Origin of the sequence: Pseudomonas sp. BS3782 TE3695 (assembly GCF_050435305.1) — a bacterium.
Lineage (GTDB): Bacteria > Pseudomonadota > Gammaproteobacteria > Pseudomonadales > Pseudomonadaceae > Aquipseudomonas.
Genome location: NZ_JBNDKB010000001.1, coordinates 3,886,408 through 3,905,547, shown reverse-complemented (window position 1 = coordinate 3,905,547; position 19,140 = coordinate 3,886,408). Strand labels below are relative to the sequence as shown.

Annotated in this window: 16 protein-coding genes and 1 pseudogene; 3 read left to right on the top strand and 14 right to left on the bottom strand. The window is 59.2% G+C overall.

Features of this window, described 5'->3' with window-relative positions; translation table 11 throughout:
• Positions 1–47: 47 nt before the first annotated feature.
• The 11 genes and pseudogenes from ABH909_RS17620 to ABH909_RS17570 all read right to left on the bottom strand — a co-directional run bounded on the left by ABH909_RS17620 (position 48) and on the right by ABH909_RS17570 (position 13,328).
• Positions 48–2,478 (bottom strand): annotated as a pseudogene (locus ABH909_RS17620) (TonB-dependent siderophore receptor).
• Positions 2,479–2,726: 248 nt separating this feature from the next.
• A complete protein-coding gene (locus ABH909_RS17615; protein ID WP_429435513.1) occupies positions 2,727–3,704 on the bottom strand; it encodes a FecR domain-containing protein in 978 nt (325 codons plus the stop codon).
• On the bottom strand, positions 3,705–4,220 hold the full coding sequence (locus ABH909_RS17610) for a sigma-70 family RNA polymerase sigma factor (RefSeq protein WP_429435510.1): 516 nt from the start codon (positions 4,218–4,220) through the stop codon (positions 3,705–3,707). It lies immediately after the preceding gene.
• A gap of 80 nt (positions 4,221–4,300) precedes the next feature.
• Positions 4,301–5,545, bottom strand: coding sequence for an MFS transporter (locus ABH909_RS17605; RefSeq protein ID WP_429435507.1), 1,245 nt, complete (start codon positions 5,543–5,545; stop codon positions 4,301–4,303).
• 65 nt (positions 5,546–5,610) lie between these two features.
• Positions 5,611–6,165 (bottom strand): PqiC family protein, encoded by a 555-nt coding sequence (locus ABH909_RS17600; protein WP_429435505.1) that lies wholly within the window; start codon positions 6,163–6,165, stop codon positions 5,611–5,613.
• Between the two features lie 17 nt (positions 6,166–6,182).
• Positions 6,183–7,838, bottom strand: a complete 1,656-nt coding sequence (locus ABH909_RS17595) for an intermembrane transport protein PqiB (RefSeq protein WP_429435502.1) — start codon at positions 7,836–7,838, stop codon at positions 6,183–6,185.
• Entirely contained in the window at positions 7,819–8,475 is a 657-nt protein-coding gene (locus ABH909_RS17590) for a paraquat-inducible protein A (RefSeq protein ID WP_429435500.1), read from the bottom strand. Before ABH909_RS17590 ends, ABH909_RS17595 begins: the two co-directional genes overlap by 20 nt.
• Positions 8,472–9,068, bottom strand: a complete 597-nt coding sequence (locus ABH909_RS17585) for a paraquat-inducible protein A (RefSeq protein ID WP_429435497.1) — start codon at positions 9,066–9,068, stop codon at positions 8,472–8,474. Before ABH909_RS17585 ends, ABH909_RS17590 begins: the two co-directional genes overlap by 4 nt.
• A 364-nt stretch (positions 9,069–9,432) precedes the next feature.
• Positions 9,433–10,734 carry an NAD(P)/FAD-dependent oxidoreductase gene (locus ABH909_RS17580; protein WP_429435495.1) on the bottom strand — a complete coding sequence of 434 codons (1,302 nt, stop codon included), beginning with the start codon at positions 10,732–10,734 and terminating at the stop codon, positions 9,433–9,435.
• Positions 10,731–11,819, bottom strand: a complete 1,089-nt coding sequence (locus tag ABH909_RS17575) for a polyamine ABC transporter substrate-binding protein (protein ID WP_429435492.1) — start codon at positions 11,817–11,819, stop codon at positions 10,731–10,733. The genes ABH909_RS17580 and ABH909_RS17575 overlap by 4 nt, the downstream gene beginning before the upstream one ends.
• 150 nt (positions 11,820–11,969) lie before the next feature.
• On the bottom strand, positions 11,970–13,328 hold the full coding sequence (locus tag ABH909_RS17570; protein ID WP_007900282.1) for a glutamine synthetase family protein: 1,359 nt from the start codon (positions 13,326–13,328) through the stop codon (positions 11,970–11,972).
• Between the two features lie 160 nt (positions 13,329–13,488).
• Here ABH909_RS17570 and ABH909_RS17565 point away from each other — a divergent pair, with 160 nt between their 5' ends.
• Both ABH909_RS17565 and ABH909_RS17560 read left to right on the top strand, forming a co-directional pair.
• A complete protein-coding gene (locus ABH909_RS17565; RefSeq protein WP_429435490.1) occupies positions 13,489–14,400 on the top strand; it encodes a helix-turn-helix domain-containing protein in 912 nt (303 codons plus the stop codon).
• Positions 14,401–14,412: 12 nt separating this feature from the next.
• Positions 14,413–14,718, top strand: coding sequence for a hypothetical protein (locus ABH909_RS17560; RefSeq protein ID WP_429435487.1), 306 nt, complete (start codon positions 14,413–14,415; stop codon positions 14,716–14,718).
• On the opposite strand, the gene ABH909_RS17555 is transcribed toward ABH909_RS17560, so the two are convergent.
• From ABH909_RS17555 to ABH909_RS17545, 3 genes are read right to left on the bottom strand one after another with little or no spacing between them, the layout of a single operon-like run.
• Complete coding sequence (locus ABH909_RS17555) at positions 14,708–15,757, bottom strand: DUF2955 domain-containing protein (RefSeq protein ID WP_429435484.1); 1,050 nt, start codon at positions 15,755–15,757, stop codon at positions 14,708–14,710. The genes ABH909_RS17560 and ABH909_RS17555 overlap by 11 nt on opposite strands.
• Positions 15,747–16,886 carry an HlyD family secretion protein gene (locus tag ABH909_RS17550; RefSeq protein ID WP_429435481.1) on the bottom strand — a complete coding sequence of 380 codons (1,140 nt, stop codon included), beginning with the start codon at positions 16,884–16,886 and terminating at the stop codon, positions 15,747–15,749. Before ABH909_RS17550 ends, ABH909_RS17555 begins: the two co-directional genes overlap by 11 nt.
• Before the next feature lie 5 nt (positions 16,887–16,891).
• Positions 16,892–18,415: an efflux transporter outer membrane subunit gene (locus ABH909_RS17545; RefSeq protein WP_429435478.1), complete on the bottom strand. Its 1,524-nt coding sequence runs from the start codon at positions 18,413–18,415 to the stop codon at positions 16,892–16,894.
• A gap of 194 nt (positions 18,416–18,609) precedes the next feature.
• Between ABH909_RS17545 and ABH909_RS17540 the strand changes: the two genes are divergently transcribed.
• Positions 18,610–19,134: a transporter suffix domain-containing protein gene (locus ABH909_RS17540; RefSeq protein WP_429435476.1), complete on the top strand. Its 525-nt coding sequence runs from the start codon at positions 18,610–18,612 to the stop codon at positions 19,132–19,134.
• Positions 19,135–19,140 lie beyond the last annotated feature (6 nt).

The window sequence follows — 19,140 nt, the reverse complement described above, 5'->3', positions numbered from 1 at the left end:
GGGCCAGCCCGAGCAGCGGTTCAGGCCACTGCTCGGGCTGAACGTTTTCAGAAATCGACGGTGGCCGACAGTTGCAGGGTGCGCGGCGAACCTTGGGAGAAGGCGCCGTAAGACGCCACTCCGGACCAGTACTCACGATCGAGCACGTTTTGCACCGTCGCCCGGAACGTGGTCGGGCGTTCCGCGATGCGGGTGGCGTAACGCGCGCCGACATCGAAGCGGGTCCAGGGATCGAGTTCCTGAGTATTGGCCTGGTTCACGTATTGGCTGCCGGTGTAGATCGCGCCGCTGGTCAGCGTCAAACCTTCGACCCACGGGGTATCCCATTCGGCCCAGAGGTTGGCCTGAACCTCGGGCACACCCACCGGTTTATTGCCGCGATTGGCGGCGGTGCCGGTTTGGGTCAGTTCGGCGTCGAGCAGGGTCACGCCGCCGAGCAGGCGCGTGCCCTGGGCGATTTCACCGAACACGTTCAACTCGACGCCACGGTTGCGTTGCTCGCCTTGCACCGAGAACACGCCGTTGGCCAGTTCGCCGCTGGGCTTCTTGATCTGGAACAGGGCGAGTGTAGAAGTGAAGGTGCCGTAGTCGACCTTGACCCCGACTTCCTGTTGCCGGGAGATTAAGGCGCGAAGATCTCGCCCGAGTTCGAGGCTGTGGCCGGTGCGATGTCGCCTTTGCTCAAGCCTTCGATGTAGTTGTAGTAGAACGAAACGTGATCCCAGGGTTTGACCACCACCCCGAACAGCGGCGTGCTTTCGCTTTCATCGTACGAGGTGGTGACCGCGCCGGCGGTGTTGTAGTTATCGGACTGGATATTCTGCTTGCGCAGGCCGAGGGTGACCTGCAAACGTTCGTCCAGCATCGACAGGGTGTCGGCCAGGGCCACGCCGGACAGCTCGGTCTCGGAGACTTTCAGCGCATCGGGGCTGGCAATCGATGGTTTCGGACGGTCGACCGGGTGATACATGTTTGACAGAACCGCCGGCCCCGAGTTGATGCCCCGGGACAACTCGTCGCGGTAACGGGTGACTTGCACGGTGGTGCTGTGGCTGATTGGGCCCGTGTCGAAGCGCAGGCGGGCACCGGCATCGACGGTGTAACGCTCGACTTCGAATTTGTAATAGCCGGGAACCGAGCGCGTATCGCCAGCACTGTTGAGGATGGTCGGGGTCTGGTCGGACATTCGCGCGACATCCGACTTGCCGCCGCCAGCGTGGGCGAACACGGTCAGGGCGTCGTTGAGGTCGTACTCGGCGCCGAGCAAGGCGGATTTGTCACGGGTTTCAGACCAACCCAGTCCTGGCTGACGTTGGTACGGCCATTGGCAGCGGATGGAATCTCCACGCCAGAAGCGATGAGGAACGGTCGTGACGCGGCGTCGAATTGTTCCTTCTGGCTGATCAGGTCCAGGGTGGTGCGCAGGCGGTCACCCTGATAATCCAGTGAGATCGAACCGATATCGACATCGCGGGATTGATCGTCAATGGCGGTGTCGCCTTGCTGGGTGCTGCCGTTGATGCGCACGCCGAACTGGCGTTCCTCACCGAAGCGCCGACTGACGTCGATGTGCCCGCCGATCTGCGAGTTCATGGCGTAACTGGCGGTGAACCGGGTCAAGTCTTCATCGAGAGAGCGCTTGGGCACCACGTTGATCACGCCACCGACGCCGCTGTTGGGTGACATGCCGTAGAGCAGGGCGCCAGGGCCTTTGATCACTTCGATGCGTTCGGCGTACTCGGTGAACACCCGATAGTTGGGGGCCACGCCATACACGCCGTCGAACGCCAACTCACCTAGGTTGCCTTCTCCCACCGGGAAGCCGCGGATGAAGAAGGAGTCGACGATGCCACCGGTCTGGCCCGTGGAGCGCACCGAGGAGTCGCGCTCCAGCACATCGGCCACGGTAACTGCCTGCTGATCTTTCATCAGTGCCGAGGTGTAGTTACTGACGCTGAAGGGCGCGTCCATCACATCCTTGTTGCCCAGCATGCCGAGGCGTCCACCACGTGCGACCTGACCGCCGGAATAAGCCGGCGGCAGGCTATTGGTGCGAGCGTCGATGCCATTGACCGTGGTTTCGTCCAGGGTCACACCGCCTGCGCTATCGGCCGGACGCGGTGCCAGGGTATAGCTGCCGTCATTGCGCGAGACGATTTCCAGGCCACTGCCGGCCAGCAATCGGCTCAGCGCTTCCTGGGTCGAGTAAGTGCCCGACAGGCCCGGGCTGGTCAGGCCTTCGGTCATCGAAGGTTGAAACGACAGGGCAATGCCGGCGTCCACGGCAAATCTCGACAACGTTGCACCCAATGGCCCCGGCGCGATGTTGTAGACGCGGGTGGCGGCGCTATCCAGTTGTACCGCCGTGGCGGCCGAGGCAAACGGGCTGACGGCACCGGTCAGGGCAAGGCTTAGCAACGCGCTACGGACAGCCAGTTTCAATGAGCGATCCGAACACTGAGGGCGTGCAACGAACATGGAGTGATGACCCTTTCGACGAGGTTGAGAAGTTCTTCCTTCCCTAGCCAGTCGAGATCAAAAAAAGTATCACTGGCGCCGTAATTTTTTGCGGGACGTTTTGTCCTCCCCAGATTCCATGTGGGAGCGGGCTTGCTCGCGAAGACGGCGGCACAGTCAACATTGATGTCGCCTGACCCACCGCTTTCGCGAGCAAGCCCGCTCCCACAGGTATTTGTGCTGAATTCAGTAAATGTGTTTAGTCCCGCTCAGGTGGGAGAAAGCGTGACCCAATAGCCGCTTAAATGCCCGGTGGCGATCACCGGGTACGTTTGCACGAGCATGTTCAGGGTGCGTTGGGTGTCGCTGATGGGGAAGGCGCCGGAAATCCGCAGATCGGCAATGGCCGGGTCGCAGCGCACAAAGCCTTTGCGATAGCGCGCCAGTTCGGCGAGGAAGTCGGCCAGACGTACATTGTCAGCCATCAACATGCCTTGAGCCCAAGCACTGACGGCGCTGTCCACCGGGTTCAATCGGCCGAAGGCTTGCGCGGAAAAATCGGTGCGTTGCCCGGCATTGACGATCAATGGGGCGACGTGACTGTCACGGGGCAACTCGACTCTGACTGCGCCATCCAGCACGGCAAGGTAGGTGCGGGTCTGCCATTCGCGAACAGTAAATCGTGTGCCCAAGGCCTGCATGCGCCCCTGACGGGTGCTGACCAGAAAAGGTCTGGCCTGGGACAACCTGTCCGGCGCGGTCTGCACCAGAATTTCGCCTTCGCGCAAGTTGATCAGTCGCTGGTTGGCGTCGAACAGCACATCAATGGCGGTGTCGGTGTTCAGGGTGATGCGCGAGCCGTCGGCCAGGGTCATTTCACGCCGTTGGCCCACGGCCGTTCGGTAGTCGGCCGTCCATTGTTGCGATTCCAGCAGTTTCCAACTGCCCCAGCCGGTGGGCAGTACCGCGAGGATAGTCGCCAGTTTTGCCAGCGCGGTGCGTCGTTCAGGGTTGCTTGGGCGATCCAGCGCCGACATCGCCAACGACGGCGGCAGCCCGCCGAGCTTGCTTTGCAGCAATTGCGCACGAGCCCAGGCGCGATGACGCTCGGGGCTGCTGACGCGCCAGCATTCCCATTCGGCTCGCTGGGTTTCATTGAAGTCACTTTCACTCAGACGCATCAGCCATTCGGCGGCTTCTTCGAGAATTCGTGGATCGATTTGCGCATCACTGTGGCGAGTCGACATTCATTCCACCAGCATCAGGCATTGCACGAAAGCCTGCTTCATGTAGCGCTTGACGGTAATCAGCGAGACGCCCAGTTGCGTGGCGATGTCCTCGTATTTCAACCCACCGATCTGCGACAGCAAGAACGTACGCTTCACCAGCGGCGGCAGGGAGTCGAGCATTGCGTCGATTTCGTGCAGGGTTTCCAGCACCATGAAACGCAGTTCGGGGGAGGGCGCTTCGGGCTCGGGCAGCAACGCCAAGGCATCCAGGTAGGCGCGTTCGAGCGCCTTGCGCTGATACCAATTGACCAGAATGCCCTTGGCCACGCAGCTCAGGTAAGCCCGAGGCTGCTCAATGACCGCGACCCGGGAAGCGAGTATGCGAGTGAAGGTATCCTGTGCAAGATCGGCCGCATCCATGGCGTTACCCAGTTTTTTGCGCAACGTGGCATACAGCCAGCCATGATGGCCGCTGTACAGGGCCTCGATCATGCGCAGGTGATTGTTGTGAGTGGCGGGCAGGGTATCGCTCATGGATGATAATTTTTAGCGATTGAGAAGTATTCCCAATGCTAGTTGACTGTGACCCTGCGGCGCAAGAGGCGCCTTCAGGATCAATCGCCGGGAGGAATCTGATTCGGTTGCATCACCACTGGCCAATAGCGCAAGGCGACAATCGGAATCAGCGCGACCACGTAGGCCAGGCAAACAAACAGGTAGGTATATTGCAAACCATAGACCTGGCTGAGCAAACCACCGGCCGAGATGCCTGCGATGGAGGCGAATTGCGCGGTACTTTGGGCAATTCCCAGCACGTAACCCTGCTGTGAGCTGTCGGCGGTTTTCGAAATCAGTGCCATCAGCACCGGCGTCGTCGCCCCCAGCAGCACGCCCCACACGAAGTAGGCAATGACAAACACCGCCGGGTTACGGGTGATGCCGGCCACGGCGGTCAGGCCGATGCAACCGATAACAATGTAGGTGATGCGGTGCAGGGTGTCCTGCTGGCTACGATGCTCGAAGTAGCGCGACCACGGCGTAGCCGAGATGATGAAACCCAAGGCCAGCAAGCCATAGCACAAGCCGACCACCGAGTTGCGGACCTCGAACACCGAGCTGACATACAGCGAGAACGACGTCTGAGGCAGCATTCGCGCCAGCAACAAAATCCCCATCACGCCCAGCAACGACAGCAGCGGCGAACCTTGCCATACGCTACGTGAACGCTTGACCGATGCAGTGGCATCCACCACCGGGGCTTTCTTCACCGGCGGCACATCCGGCAAGGTCAAGGCCGCCACCCCGGTGCAGATCGCACAGAGGGCCGAGGCAATGATGTTGATCCAGAAGAAGGTCGCGTAATCGAGGATCAGCCCGCCGACCACGGCACCGAGCAATGAACCGACGTTGGTGGAAATTTGCAGGATTGCAAACAGCCGCGCCCGGCGTGAAGGCGCTTCGATGCTGACGCCGTAGGCCTGGGCCGGAGCAATGTACCCGGCAAACGCGCCCTGCAAGAAGCGCAGGAGCAAAATCACCCAGATATCGCTGCAGAGGGCCAGCCCGAGCTGGGTCAATGACAAACCGGCCAGGGCGCGGATCATCATCAACTTGTGGCCATACCGGTCGCCGATACGGCCCCAGAAGGCGCTGGTCAGCATAATCCCCAGCATCGGCCCGACGTAGACGGCGATACTGGCGAAGCTGAATACCGACTCCGAGGACGTCAGCCCACGCAGGTGGACGGGCCAGAACGGCCCGCTCATTTCCATCGCGCCCATGGAGATGAGCTGGATCGCGAACAGAAGATAAATCAGGATTCTTACGCTCGAACCCTGAAGGGTACCTGTATGGGACATCGGTCAGCCTCGGTGGTTGGGCGGCATCCTACGTGCTTTGCCCCCGAGGGAAAACCGCGCACTGACTACTTGACCGACGGACAGCCCCGTGAAGATCCGATTGCAGCCTGGCTGATGGCGGCAGCTAACCGTTTCACATTGTTCTGATGGGCGAGCACCAGCTCATCGATGCTCGGGCCGGCGGGGGTCTGCAAGGTGGTGCGACAGGTGATCAACGCAGCATCGCCAGGGCTTAGACTACGCAGGCGCCATTTGACGTCGATCAGCGCGTATTGACCGGGGATCGAATCGAAGCGCTGCACGTCCAGTCGCAACGACACTCTGCGTTGCAGATTGTCGGTGACCAGTTGATCGACCAGGGCGCTGCGCAACTCGTCCACCAGACTCGCCGCCCACCATTCGGTTTCGAGGATCGCCAGGCCACTGTTACCTTCGCGAATGACAATCTGCGGGCGATCGACCTGGGGCGGCACCGTGATGCCTTCGATCTGAATCTCCGCACCGCCGCTTGCGCCGCTTAGTTGGGTCGGGGTCAGGGTATGGAACTGAATCGGATCGCTGCGGCAAGCGGTGAGCAGTAACAGCGCAGTGACCAGCGAGATCTTCAGCGGGAAAGCCATGGGTATTGCTCCTGTGCTCAATTGCGCGGTGGCGCCTTCATATCCATCGGTGCGGCATTGTCGGGACGACCGCGAATCAGCGATTCCGGATGCCGGCCCAGGTAATCCGAGAGTTCTCGCAAGGAGCGTGACATGCGCCCGAGTTCGTCCAGGGTCTGGGTCAACTGCTCCCGTTGCGGCGAATCCTCGGCCAAGGTCGAGCTGGCCGATTGCAAGGCCTTGCTGACGTCCCCCAAGGTAGTCTGCACGCCGGGCAGGGTCCTGGCGTTGAACTGTACGAGGCCCTTGCGCAGTTCGACGAGGTTGCTGTCCAGATTGCCGGCAATTCGATCGATCGGTAGCTGGTTGATCTTGTTGATCATGTTTTCCAGTTTTTCCTGCAACTGTTCGAGACTGCCAGGAATGGTGGGGATGGTGACGGGGCGGGCGGTTGGATCGAACACGACTTTCTGCGCGTCGGGATAGAAATCGAGCGCGATGTAGAGCTGGCCGGTCAACAGATTGCCGCTACGGGCCTGGGCCCGCAGGCCGTTTTCGATGAAGCTGCCCATCAGCCGCACACCAGCGGCTTCGTCATTCGGATCATGCTTCAAAGCCTCGAGCATTTTGATATGCGCCTGGCCGAGGCGTTGCGGGTAAATCACGATGCCGACATTGACCGGGAAGCTGCGCTTTTTCGCATCGAAATCCAGATTGACCGAGACGACTTTGCCAAATTCGATGCCGAGGAACTCCACCGGCGCGTCGACCTTCAGCCCGCGCAAGGCCTGATCGAAGCGCAAACTCAGGTACTGTCCCTTGCCAAAAGGGGGCGCGAGAGCGGTTTGCTGGTCTTCGAACAGGTCGAAGGCTTTATTCTCGCTGGCCGGCTGATCATTGGGGCTGTATTCCGGCGCGCGAAACGCGATGCCGCCCACCAACAACGAAGACAGGGACTCGGTACTCACCGCAAAACCATTGGCACCCACGCTTACATCGATACCACTGGCGTTCCAGAACCGGGTGTTCTGGGTGACGAAGACGTCATGGGGCGAGTGCACGAAAATTTCGATGTTCACCCCTTTGCCGTCGGCATCCAGCGCATACGCCACCACTTGCCCGACCGGAATCTTGCGGTAATAAACCGGGGAGCCGATGTCCAGCGAGCCCAGGTCCTGGGTGTGCAGCATGAAGCGTTTGCCCGGCTCGCCATAGGTAATGGGCGGCGGGTTTTCCAGACCAATGAAGTGTTTGGAACGGGCATTGGCCTCGCCGATGTCGGCACCAATGTAATCGCCTGACAGCAGGGTATCGATGCCTGAGACGCCGCCGGCACCAATGCGCGGTCGCACGACCCAGAATTGCGAATCTTCGCGGGTGAAGTTTTCAGCCTGTTTGTCGAGTTTGATTGTGGCGTTAACGCTTTTCTGATCATTACTCAGCTTCACTTCCGAGACATGGCCGATGACCACGTTGCGGTATTTGACTTCGGTCTTGTTCGCCGTAAGACCGCTACCGGTCTTGAACGTGACGGTGATGGTCGGGCCTTCCTGCATCATGCTGTGGATCACCAGGGAGATCCCCACCAGCACCGCAACGATCGGCACAATCCACACCAGCGAAACGCTGAAGCGACGGGTCTTGATACTGGCCTGACCGGGGTCTTGCGGCCCATCAGTGGCTTGCGACTTCATCCATGACCTCCTCGTTTGATGGTTTTTCCCGCTTGTTATCCCAGATCAGCCGCGGGTCGAAACTCATGGCAGACAGCATGGTGAATACCACCACCAGACCAAAAAACAGAATACCCAGGCGCGGTTGAATATCGCCCAGCGCCTGGAATTTCACCAGCGCGGCGACTAGCGCGACAACAATCACATCGAGCATCGACCAGTAGCCGATCAGCTCGACGAAACGGTAAAGCTTCGAACGCTCCTTACGCGCCCAGTGGCTGCCGCGTTGCACGGTGATCAGCAGCAGGGAAAGGGCAACGAACTTGATGCCGGGTACCGCGATGCTGGCGATGAAAATAATCAGGGCAATGTCCCACGCACCGTGTGCCCAGAACTCCAGCACACCGCTCATGATGGTGCTGTCGGAGCCACTGCCGAACAGACTGGTGTTCATGACCGGGAGCAGATTGGCGGGAATATAAAACACCAGCGAAGTCAGCAAGTAGGCCCATGTGCGCGTCAATGAGTTGGTTTTACGAGCATGCAGGGGCGCGCCGCAGCGTGGGCATTGGTGAGGGTTATCGGTGATGTCGCAGGCCAGGCCGCAGCTATGGCACAGGCATAGATTGAGTTCGCTGGCGAGCGGTGGCCTGTTCATAGGGTGTCCCACAATTCACGGACATCGCGCCCGGCAATACGGATCAGCAGCAGGCTGAGAACCGCCAGGGCAAACAGGCCAAGGCCGGGTATTACATCGAGCATACCTGCCAGTTTGAACACCGCCACCATTGCCCCCAGCAGACACACCTCGAGCATGCTCCAGGGCCTGAGGGTTTCGAGCCAGCGCATGCACAGCTTGAAGCCTGGCGAGCGCCGATGCACGAGGGCGAAGCTCAGGACCCAGATCAGCAACACAAGCTGAAAAAGCGGCGCGATGACGATCGATATCGCCGCCACCAGCGCAATAAAAGTGATCGGTCCCTGGCTCAATGCCAATACCGAATCCCACAGCGTCGCACTGTTTTTCAGGCCCTTGAGGCTGATGCTCATGACGGGATAGAAGTTAGCGAAAATCCACAGCACCATCGCCGTGAAGGCCAACGCCAGACGCTGCTCCACCGACAGTCCGTTATAACGCTGCAGCACGCCGCCGCAGCAGGTACACAGGGCTTTCTGATGTTTGGCGAGCGTGACTTTTTCATACACGCAGTCGCAGTGCTCGCAGATGATCAGTTGGTCAGTCGTAGCCATAGGCCGCACTCGCCAGAAGACAGGGAAGTCAGAGCACTCCCTCAATATAGAAGTGACTTGCGATTGAGCAAATAAAAGACTGATCAGGGCGGACAATGAATTCCCTGTAGGAGCTGCCGCAGGCTGCGATCTTTTGATTTTTAAAAGCAAGATCAAAAGATCGCAGCCTACGGCAGCTCCTACGGGGCATCGGGGGTGCCAGTGTTTTGCAGAGGAGCACGGTCAATGGGGGAGCTGGCGAAGCCTGCGATCTTTTGGCTATTTCAAGGCTGCCAAAGATCAAGATCAAAAGATCGCAGCCTGCGGCAGCGCTTACGGGGGAGGTAGTCAACCGGGGAAATTTCGGCAGCGCCTGTAAGGGTAGTCAGCCAAGCAATTCGCGCAGGCGATACCAGAACATACCGAGGGCCAGCAGCGGTGAACGCAGGGCTTTTCCACCGGGAAAGGTCATATGCGGAACGGCGCTGAACACATCGAGGCCCTTGCTGTGTCCGGCATGAATCGCTTCAGCCAGCAAGCGTGCGCACCAGTGAGTCACGTTCAGGCCATGACCGGAATAACCCTGGGCGTAGAACACGTTCGGGTACTGGGTCAATCGTCCGGCTTGGGGGAAGCGGTTGGCGGTGATGCCGATCATGCCGCCCCATTGATAGTCGATGCGCACATCCGCCAAGTGCGGGAAGACCTTGAGCATTTTGGGCCGCATATACGCGCCGATGTCCTTCGGATCGCGCCCGGAATAATGACAGGCACCGCCAAACAGCAAGCGTCGATCTGCCGAGAGCCGGTAGTAATCGAGGCCGACTTTCTGGTCGCACAGCGCCAGGTTCTGCGGAATCAATTGCGCGGCAACCTCAGGTGCCAAAGGCTCGGTGGCGATGATGTAACTGCCTGCCGGTAGCACCTTGCCACTCAGGCGTGGTTCGAGTTCTTCCAGGTGCGCATTACAACCCAGCACCAGACTGCCGGCGCGAACCGTGCCGCCGGCACAACGAACCTGCACGGTGCTGCCATGAATCAACTCCAGCACCGGGCTTTGTTCGAATATTCGCACCCCGAGGGATTCGGCAATGTGTGCTTCACCGAGCACCAGATTCAGCGGATGCAGATGACCGGAGCCCATGTCGATCAGGCCGCCGGCATAAACATCGGAGCCCACCACTTGCTGGCGGATCTGCTCGGGGCTGACAAGTCGGGTTTCATGGCGGTAACCCAGTTCGGCAAGTTTTTGCAGTTCCGCATTGAACGCCTCGAACTGCGCCGGAGTATTGGCCAGCTCGCAGAAGCCCCAGCGCAGGTCGCAATCGATCCCATGCTCGCGGATGCGATTGCCCACCAGTTCCACCGATTCGATGCCTGCACGCTCTAAATAGCGCACACCTTCCTGACCGACATACCGGGCGAAACCTTCGACGTCGTGACCGATGCCACGAATCAACTGCCCGCCATTACGCCCGCTGGCGCCCCAGCCGATCCGCCGGCCTTCCAGCAGAATCACCGAGAGCCCGCGCTGCGCCAGTTCGATCGCGGTATTGACCCCGGTAAAGCCGCCGCCCACCACGCAGACATCGGCCTCAAGATCCGAGGCCAGCGCGGGGTAAGGTGTCATCCCCTTGGCCGATGCAGCGTAATAGGAATGAGCGTGTTGGTGATCGTACTGATTCATTGGCTGGACTTCACTTTGCTCCAGGAGCGGGTCATCAGGCGCATGATCGGCTGGGGCGGGGTGGTGGAGATGTAGAGTTTGTCGAGCACTTCCTGAGGAGGATAGACCTCTGGATTATTGACCAGCTCGACGTCCATGTATTGCTTGGCCGCCGGGTTTGGATTGGCGTAACCGACCGAGGCGCTGACCTTGGCGATTACCTGCGGATCCAGCAGGTTGTTGACGAACGAGTGAGCCTCTTTCGGGTTGCTGGCGTCGGCAGGAATCGCCAGCAGGTCGAACCAAAGGTTACTGCCTTCCTTGGGAATCGAGTAGGCGATATTCACGCCGTTCTTCGCTTCCTTGGCACGGTTCGCCGCCTGGAACACATCGCCCGAATAGCCGAACGCGACGCAAATATCGCCATTGGCCAGGTCCGACACGTATTTGGACGAATGGAAATAGGTGATGTAAGGCCGGATGGTCAGCAGTTTGGCTTCGGCCTTTTTAAAGTCCTCGGGGTTTTCGCTGCGTGGGTCCATGCCCATGTAGTTCAGGACCGCCGGGAACACTTCATCGGCTGAATCCATCATCGACACGCCGCACTGACTGAGCTTCTTCAAGTTCTCAGGCTCGAAAAACACCGCCCAGGAATCGATGCGATCGATGCCCAGCACTTGCTTGACCTTGTCGACGTTGTAGCCAATGCCGTTGGTGCCCCACAGGTACGGCGCCGAATGTGCATTGCCTGGATCGTTTTTTTCCAGCAAGGCCAGCAGTTTGGGGTCGAGGTTTTTCCAGTTGGGCAACTGCGAGCGATCCAGCTTGAGGAACGCGCCGGCCTTCACCTGGCGTGCGAGGAAGTGATTGGAGGGCACCACCACGTCATAACCCGTGCGGCCGGCGAGCAGTTTGCCCTCCAGGGTTTCGTTGGAATCGAATACGTCGTAGATCACCTTGGTCCCGGTTTTTGCCTGGAAGTCAGCGAGGGTGGTCTCGCCAATGTAATCGGTCCAGTTGTAGACGCTCACACTTGATTGAGCGTGTGCAGTGGCGCTGAAGAGCAAGGCCAGCGAGGCTGGAACCACGGATTTCAATAGACGCATATCGACACCTCTTGGAGTTATTGGATTTTTGTGGGAGCGGGCTTGCTCGCGAAGGCGATTTCACATTCAACATTGAAGTCGCCTGACACGCCGCCTTCGCGAGCAAGCCCGCTCCCACAGGGGGTTGTGATCTCATGTGGGAACGAGGTTTTAGACGCTGAGCAGCAGGAACTCGCGCTCCCAGGAGCTGATCACGCGTTTGAAGTTTTCGTGTTCGGCCCGTTTGACCGCGACGTAACCGCGCACGAATTTGCTGCCCAGATAGCGCTCGATGGTTTCGCACTCTTCCATGCGCGTCAGTGCGTCCTCGATGGTGATCGGCAGGCGCAGATTGCGCCGCTCGTAGGCGCGGCCTTGCACGGCGGCACTCGGTTCGACCTTTTCGACCATGCCCAGATAACCGCACAAAAGGCTCGCGGCAATCGCCAGATAAGGGTTGGCATCGGCGCCCGGCAAGCGGTTTTCCACGCGCATGGCGTCGGGGCTGGAGGTCGGTACGCGCAGGCCGACGGTGCGGTTTTCTTCGCCCCATTCAACATTGACCGGCGCCGAGGTGTCGGGCAGGAAGCGGCGGAACGAATTGACGTTGGGCGCAAACATCGGCAGCACTTTGGGAATGTACTTTTGCAAGCCGCCGATATGGTGCAGGAACAGCTCGCTCATCTGCCCGTCGGCATCGGCGAAAATCGGCTGGCCGGTAGCAATGTCCACCACGCTCTGGTGCAGGTGCATGGCACTGCCGGGCTCGTCGCCGATCGGTTTGGCCATGAAGGTCGCCGTGACGTTGTGCTTGAGTGCCGCCTCGCGCAGGGTGCGTTTGAACACGGTGATCTGGTCCGCCAGATCCAGCGCGTCGCCGTGACGGAAATTGATTTCCATCTGCGCCGGGCCGTCTTCGTGGATCAGCGTGTCGAGGTCCAGGCCCTGGAGTTCACACCAGTCGTAAACGTCTTCAAACAGTGGATCGAACTCGTTGGCGGCGTCGATGGAGAATGACTGACGACCGCTTTCCGCACGGCCGGAGCGTCCCAGTGGCGCCTTGAGCGGCAAGTCCGGGTCTTCGCAGCGTTGGGTCAGGTAAAACTCCATTTCTGGCGCGACAATCGGCTTCCAGCCTTTGTCGGTATAGAGCTGCAGCACTTTCTTCAGCACGTTGCGCGGCGACAGTTCGATGGGGTTGCCGAACTTGTCGAACGTGTCATGGATCACGATGGCGGTGGGTTCGATGGCCCATGGAATGACGTAAACCGCATCGGCGACGGGCTTGCAGACCATGTCGATGTCGGCCGGGTCGAGCAGGTCGTAGTAGATGTCGTCGTCGACAAAGTCCCCGGTTACCGTTTGCAACAGCACACTTTCCGGCAGGCGCATGCCTCGCTCATGCAGGAATTTGTTGGTGGGTGCAATCTTGCCGCGAGCAATGCCGGTCAGGTCGCTGACCACGCACTCGACCTCGGTAATCTTGTGATCTTTCAGCCACGTGAACAGCTGATCGAAAGGGGCATTCATAAAAACCTCATTGTTGGTTTGATTGACGCCGGGGAGGGCGGCTTCATCCACCGAACACTTCCCCTGTGGCGCGTTGACGACTATCTTGGGTGAGCCTTGCCGTTCCATCTATCCACTTTAAACCGCACAAAGCGCACCAAAAGAGTGCGCGAGGCAACCCATGACAGCGTGTAATCCGTTGCAGGTTCAAGCGTTCAACACCGCCGACGTGGCCGAGCAAATCCGCGCCACACCGGGTTGGGTGCAGCACTATCAGCAAATGTCCCCGGGGCATTTCGCCGGAAGGGTGCGCTATCTGGATTTGCAAGGCGTGGAGATTTACGAGGAACAGATGAACACCCGCGTCGAGCAGAATTTCAGCGCCCCGCAAGGCTCGCTGGCGTTCTGTTTCGATCGCAGCGACAACTCGCTGTACGTGTTGAACGGTGAAAGCCGCAATATCTGGATCACCCCGGAGAACTATCAGGAAATCGCCGTGGTGTTCGGTCCGGCATTCGTTCAGCGGCATGGTCTGGAGGTGGCGCAACTTGAAGGTTTGTTCATGTCGCCGCTCAATTCAGGTCAGAACGCACTGTTCAGCCGCTGGTTGAGCGGGACGTTGACGCGGCTGACGCAGACCCTGGATCCGCCGAGCAAAGAGGCGTTGACCCAGCAACTGCTGGAGGACTGTTTGTACATCCTCGATAACGCCTGTGTGTGCCTGGATCGCGCCGGTTTGCAGCGCCGGGCAGAGGAGCGAGCGATCATGAAACGGGTTGCCGAATGGGCCGCCGATACACCGGAAGAAACCCTCAATTTGCTGGAGCTGTCCCAGGTGGCCGGGGTTTCGCTGCGCCAGTTGCAGCATGCGTTCAAGGCATATACCGCAATGACACCCACGCATTGGTTGCGCTTGCGTCGGCTCAACAGCGCCCGCCGCGAATTGCTCAGACAAACGGCCGGGGAAACGACGGTCGCGCAAGTGGCGATGAATTGGTCGTTTTGGCATTTGGGACGGTTTTCCAACAGCTATCGAGCGTTGTTCCAGGAACTTCCAAGTCAAACGCTGGCCCGTACGCACAATGGATCGTGATCGGAGATCATCATGAGTCGGTTAGCGTTTTTCAGCCTGTGTGCCGTCATGTCGATGGCCTATACCCAGGTTCAGGCCGAAACGGTCGTGCCTTTGAACGGGCAGAGTTCGCAACAAACCCAGCTGGATATCGATGATTGCAGCAACGTCACGACCAGCCAGGGTACCTCTAGCCCGCCACCTTCGGAGGATTCAGCAGTGGATGCTACGCAGGTACGAGGACGTCAACACGACGAGTTTTATGAGCAGGTCGAGGTCGATGTAAAACAGCACTATCACGACTGCCTGCAAGGGCGGGGTTATCAGGTCACTCCGTGAGCTGAGTGACACGTGGATTGCGCTGCCGCCGATCAAGTAGGTGGACCATCAGCAAGGCATAGAGCGTGAGGGCGATAAACAATCCCATGCGCACGGCGAAGGCGGTATAGACGTCTTTCCCGGCAAGGCTGTCCTGAACCGACTGACCGAGCAGGATGATCAGCGTGACCAGGCTGTTGAGCCAGAACCCCGGGGTTTGTCGGGTCGGGCTCAGGGCATAGAGCTTGCGCGCCAACAGCAAGCCGAACAGCAGCATCCATAGAAAGAACATCCACACGTGCACGAACAGGCTGAGCGCGCACCAGAAGCCAACAGCCAACAGCCCGCCCATGAAGGTCGAACCGAGCAGTTCATGGGCAGCGTTGCGCGTCGTTGTCGTCGAACTCTGTTGGCCAAGACTGACCGCTTTCAAAATGATCGGCAGATAGCTCGCCGGGTCGATCAGGGCCAACAGGAATGCCGGTATGACAATCAGGGTCGCACGCAGTGCAACCCTGCCCACTTCTTGCTCCGGCAAAGCGCTGGCGGCGGGTGGGGACGGCGCATTGGCGGGGTCGGGAAACAGCCAGTGACTAATCCCCACAACGAGAACGGCGAGGATCAACCCCTTGACCAGGGCACCGATGACCATCATCGCCAGATCGAACTCGACGACGCCTGCCGAAGAAATCATCGTCAGGCCAATGATCATAAAGGTCATGATCAAGGCGTTGCCGCCGCGCAGGCCAAAACCAAACGCCAGGAACATACTGACGCCAATCAGCAGCACGCCGGTAATCGGGTAGTAACGCAGGATCGGAATCAACAACAGGCCGACGCCGGTGGTTAACATCGCAGCCAGAGCGAGAATCAATCCAGCCTTGAATGGCAACGGCCGATTGAGAGAAGCCAGCAGCAACACGGCCAGCACCGGCGCGAGAAAAGGGATCGGCAAGCCCAGGCCGAAGCTGACCGCCAGGCATAACGCAGTGCCTGTGCCCATACGCAACGCACGCTGAGCCCGGGGCGTGCGCTTGGCAGGCAAGCGCTTAATAGGCATAGCTCAGCCAGCTCATCAGCCCCACGAACAAACGACCGAGCAGGTTCAACGGGTTGTCTTGAGTCGGGAATGCCATCACTTCAGCCTGCCCACCGGCACGGATGGCGCGGCTGGCGAACAGCGTTTTCCTTGAGTCCTCGGAAAACTCGATAATCACCGGAAAACGCTGGGCTGGACGCAGCCAGTCGCGGCTGTTCTGCACACTGGGAAGGCTGCCGGGCGCGGTACTCTGACCGACGCTGACACCGTAGCCGACACTGCGCACACGGCCCTCGAAAACCCTCCCCGGCAGGGCATCCAGCACGATCGAAACAGGGGTGCCGACCTCGACCAGGCCAAGGTTGTTTTCGGTCATGTCTGCGCTGATCCATACATCATGGATGGCAATCAGGGTCATGACCGGACTGCCGGCAGTGGCGAACTGTCCGACATCGGTGCGCAGGTCGGTGATCAGTCCCGCCGACCGTGCGCGTATCTGCGTGTTGGACAAATCCAGTTCAGCTTTTGACAACGCCGTGGCGGCGCTGCGCAACAGTGCGTTGTCTTCCTCGCTGCCGCCTTCCTGTTCCCGTGCCCGCTGGACTTCGGCACGGGCTGCGGCGACCTGGCTGACAGCCTGTTCACGGTTGGCCCGAGAAACCTCAAGCAAGCGCACGGAAATAGTGCCGGGATCTTCGCGATACAAACCTTCAAGACGCTGATTGTCCTGTCGCGCCTTGAGTTCATTGGCTTGGGCTGCGCGCAAATTGGCTTCAGCCGAAGCGATGCCGGCGGTGCTGGCGCCAATCTGGCGGCGTGTGGACTCAAGGTCGGCACGTGCGCGGTCGACGGCTATTTGATAGGGCTGCTGATCCACTTCAAACAGCACATCGCCCGCCTTGACGTCCTGGTTGTTGCGCACATTCACACGGATCACCTGGCCCGCCACTTCGGAGGCCACCGGAATCACAAAAGCGCCCACCCGAGCCTGTTGCGTATACGGTGTGAAACGGTCAGCCAACAGGTACCAGACCAGGCTCAGGACGATCAGCAGCAATACCCATCTGATGCCTTTTTTTGCAGGATCGGCGGCAGGCTCGGATGCCTTGGGGGAGGGCGCCTCAGTAACGGGCGGCGAGGGTTCAGTCATCGGCTTTAACCTTTCGGCTCGGGATAGGAGGCTTGCGACGGGGCTGGCTCATTCAGCAGGTTGCCCCAGTCGGTACGTTGTTCCATTTGTTGGCGAGTGTTTTGATCGACTGTCGGCTGTGTGCTGTACCACCCACCACCCAGGGCTTTGTACAGCGCGATCAGGTTGCTCACGGCGTTACTGCGGCTGAGCAGGTAATTGTCCTGCTGTTCGAGCAACGCGCGTTGCGCATCCAGCACGCGCTGGAAGTCGGAGTAACCTTCCCGGTATTGAGTGCTGGCCAGGCTCAACGAACGCGCGGCGGCGACCTGTGCTTCACCCAGGATGCGCTCGCGTTCCAGTGATTTGATCAGGCTGCTGGCGGCATCATCGGCCTCCCGTGCGGCCTGGCGGACTTTGTCGCGATAAACCTCAATCAGCTGCTGCAACCGCGCATCCTGTATGCGCACATTGTTGCTGATCTGGCCGTGGTCAAACAGGTTCCAGCGCAAACTGGGTCCGCCGATCAGGTCCAGGCTGTTGGAGGTGCCGCTCAACGTATCGGTGGTCCAGACAATGCTGCCAAGCAAGGTCAGCGACGGATAAAAGTCGGTTTGCGCCACACCGATCAGTGCCGACTGGGCTGCGACATTGAGCTCGGCGGCGCGCACGTCCGGTCGACGCAACAACAGGTTGGCCGGCACGTCTTGCAGCACGGCTTGGTCCACCAGCGGGATCAGTCCCTCGTGTTCAAGCAGTTGGGGCAGGGTGCTGGGCGGCTGTCCGATCAGCACAGCCAACGCGTTACGGGTACGCACTACTTGCGCCTCAAAATCCGGGATGCTGCTCAAGGTGCCCAGGTATTGAGTCTTGGCTTGTTGCACGTCGAGTTCGGCGCTCTGGCCACTGTTGAACAGTTTTTCGGTGATCTCAAAGTTGCGCTTTTGCTGTTCGGCGTTTTCTCGGGCAACGCGCAAACGCGCCTCGGTGGTGCGCAACGAAAAGTAGGTATCGGCCACCTGAGCACGCAGCAGTACCAGGACGTCTTCATAGTTGGCCTGAGCCGCGAAGTAACTGGCATCGGAGGACTCGATCGCTCGACTGAAACGCCCCCAAAAGTCCAGTTCCCAACCGACATCAAAACCGGCGCTGTGTTGCCAGAAGTGGCTGTCTTGCGGGTTGTTCCCGCCGGACTGCTTGCGGTTGAAGTACAAGCTGTCGGCGCTGGCCTGCTGCAGTTGCGGATAACGCCCGCTTTGCGCAATACCCAACCGGGCGCGGGCTTCCATAACGCGAAGGCCGGCTATTTTCAGGTTGGAATTGTGCGCATCCGATTGCGCGATCAGCGCGTCGAGGACCGGGTCGGCGAACACTTGCCACCACTGGCGAATGTCGGGATTCAGGCTTCGTTGGCTGGCTTGCTCAAGCGCGGGGCTGCTCCAGAGTTTTGTCCAGGCTTCGCCGGGAGGCTGAAAATCGGGCCCCAGACGGACACAACCGCCAAGGCCAAGGACGAGCAGCAGAAGCAATGGACTAGAGCGCGTCAGCATCGGTGCACTGATAGTAGATCTTGGGAAAACGTCATCCGAACATACCTGATATTGAAATGGCGTTGGTTACTGGTTCGCTTAGGTTAGTACAGCTGCGACAAATACAAGCTCATGGTGAATGATCTGGGATCGACAAACTGCTACGCTTCTGAAGATCCATTAATCCTGGCCAAAAAATGAAGGTTAAGAAGACCATGAGTAGCCCTCAGGACAACATTGCTCAAAGCTCCACCGGTTGGCGTTTCAAACTGGGCATTGCGATTATTTGTTTGATGCTGGGCTCCTGGCTGATGGTGCCTCTCGCTGCCGCACTCGATGTGCCCGGCTCAAAGATTGCGGCATTGACAGGCGTTTTGTTTATCAGCAACAAGGTTCTGTTAATTCTCGTCATTGCAATCATGGGTAAATCCGGCTTTCAGCAACTCAAGCGCAGCATGTTTGGTTACGTCTCCACGCTTGCACCGTCGGCAGACGTGGAAGTAGGCCCGGCTCGCCATAGAATCGGTCTTGTGATGTTTTGCCTGCCGCTGATTTCGGCATTTCTCGAACCCTACGTTGACACTCTTTGGCCGGGGCTGCGACCAAACCTCTGGCAGCTCCAGGCACTGGGCGATGCCATGTTGATCGGCAGTTTTTTCGTGCTGGGTGGAAATTTCTGGGACAAGGTCCGTGCATTGTTTATACGCAAGGCACGTGTCGTTAATACAAGCGCGGTGTGAACGCCT

What these genes read in the sequence shown, in the direction of transcription:
- ABH909_RS17580 (WP_429435495.1), bottom strand. Translation starts at nt 10,734, where the DNA reads ATGAATCAGTACGATCACCAACACGCTCATTCCTATTACGCTGCATCG.
- ABH909_RS17615 (WP_429435513.1), bottom strand. Translation starts at nt 3,704, where the DNA reads ATGTCGACTCGCCACAGTGATGCGCAAATCGATCCACGAATTCTCGAA.
- ABH909_RS17545 (WP_429435478.1), bottom strand. Translation starts at nt 18,415, where the DNA reads ATGCTGACGCGCTCTAGTCCATTGCTTCTGCTGCTCGTCCTTGGCCTT.
- ABH909_RS17540 (WP_429435476.1), top strand. Translation starts at nt 18,610, where the DNA reads ATGAGTAGCCCTCAGGACAACATTGCTCAAAGCTCCACCGGTTGGCGT.
- ABH909_RS17605 (WP_429435507.1), bottom strand. Translation starts at nt 5,545, where the DNA reads ATGTCCCATACAGGTACCCTTCAGGGTTCGAGCGTAAGAATCCTGATT.
- ABH909_RS17590 (WP_429435500.1), bottom strand. Translation starts at nt 8,475, where the DNA reads ATGAACAGGCCACCGCTCGCCAGCGAACTCAATCTATGCCTGTGCCAT.
- ABH909_RS17565 (WP_429435490.1), top strand. Translation starts at nt 13,489, where the DNA reads ATGACAGCGTGTAATCCGTTGCAGGTTCAAGCGTTCAACACCGCCGAC.
- ABH909_RS17575 (WP_429435492.1), bottom strand. Translation starts at nt 11,819, where the DNA reads ATGCGTCTATTGAAATCCGTGGTTCCAGCCTCGCTGGCCTTGCTCTTC.
- ABH909_RS17600 (WP_429435505.1), bottom strand. Translation starts at nt 6,165, where the DNA reads ATGGCTTTCCCGCTGAAGATCTCGCTGGTCACTGCGCTGTTACTGCTC.
- ABH909_RS17560 (WP_429435487.1), top strand. Translation starts at nt 14,413, where the DNA reads ATGAGTCGGTTAGCGTTTTTCAGCCTGTGTGCCGTCATGTCGATGGCC.
- ABH909_RS17555 (WP_429435484.1), bottom strand. Translation starts at nt 15,757, where the DNA reads ATGCCTATTAAGCGCTTGCCTGCCAAGCGCACGCCCCGGGCTCAGCGT.
- ABH909_RS17585 (WP_429435497.1), bottom strand. Translation starts at nt 9,068, where the DNA reads ATGGCTACGACTGACCAACTGATCATCTGCGAGCACTGCGACTGCGTG.
- ABH909_RS17550 (WP_429435481.1), bottom strand. Translation starts at nt 16,886, where the DNA reads ATGACTGAACCCTCGCCGCCCGTTACTGAGGCGCCCTCCCCCAAGGCA.
- ABH909_RS17595 (WP_429435502.1), bottom strand. Translation starts at nt 7,838, where the DNA reads ATGAAGTCGCAAGCCACTGATGGGCCGCAAGACCCCGGTCAGGCCAGT.
- ABH909_RS17570 (WP_007900282.1), bottom strand. Translation starts at nt 13,328, where the DNA reads ATGAATGCCCCTTTCGATCAGCTGTTCACGTGGCTGAAAGATCACAAG.
- ABH909_RS17610 (WP_429435510.1), bottom strand. Translation starts at nt 4,220, where the DNA reads ATGAGCGATACCCTGCCCGCCACTCACAACAATCACCTGCGCATGATC.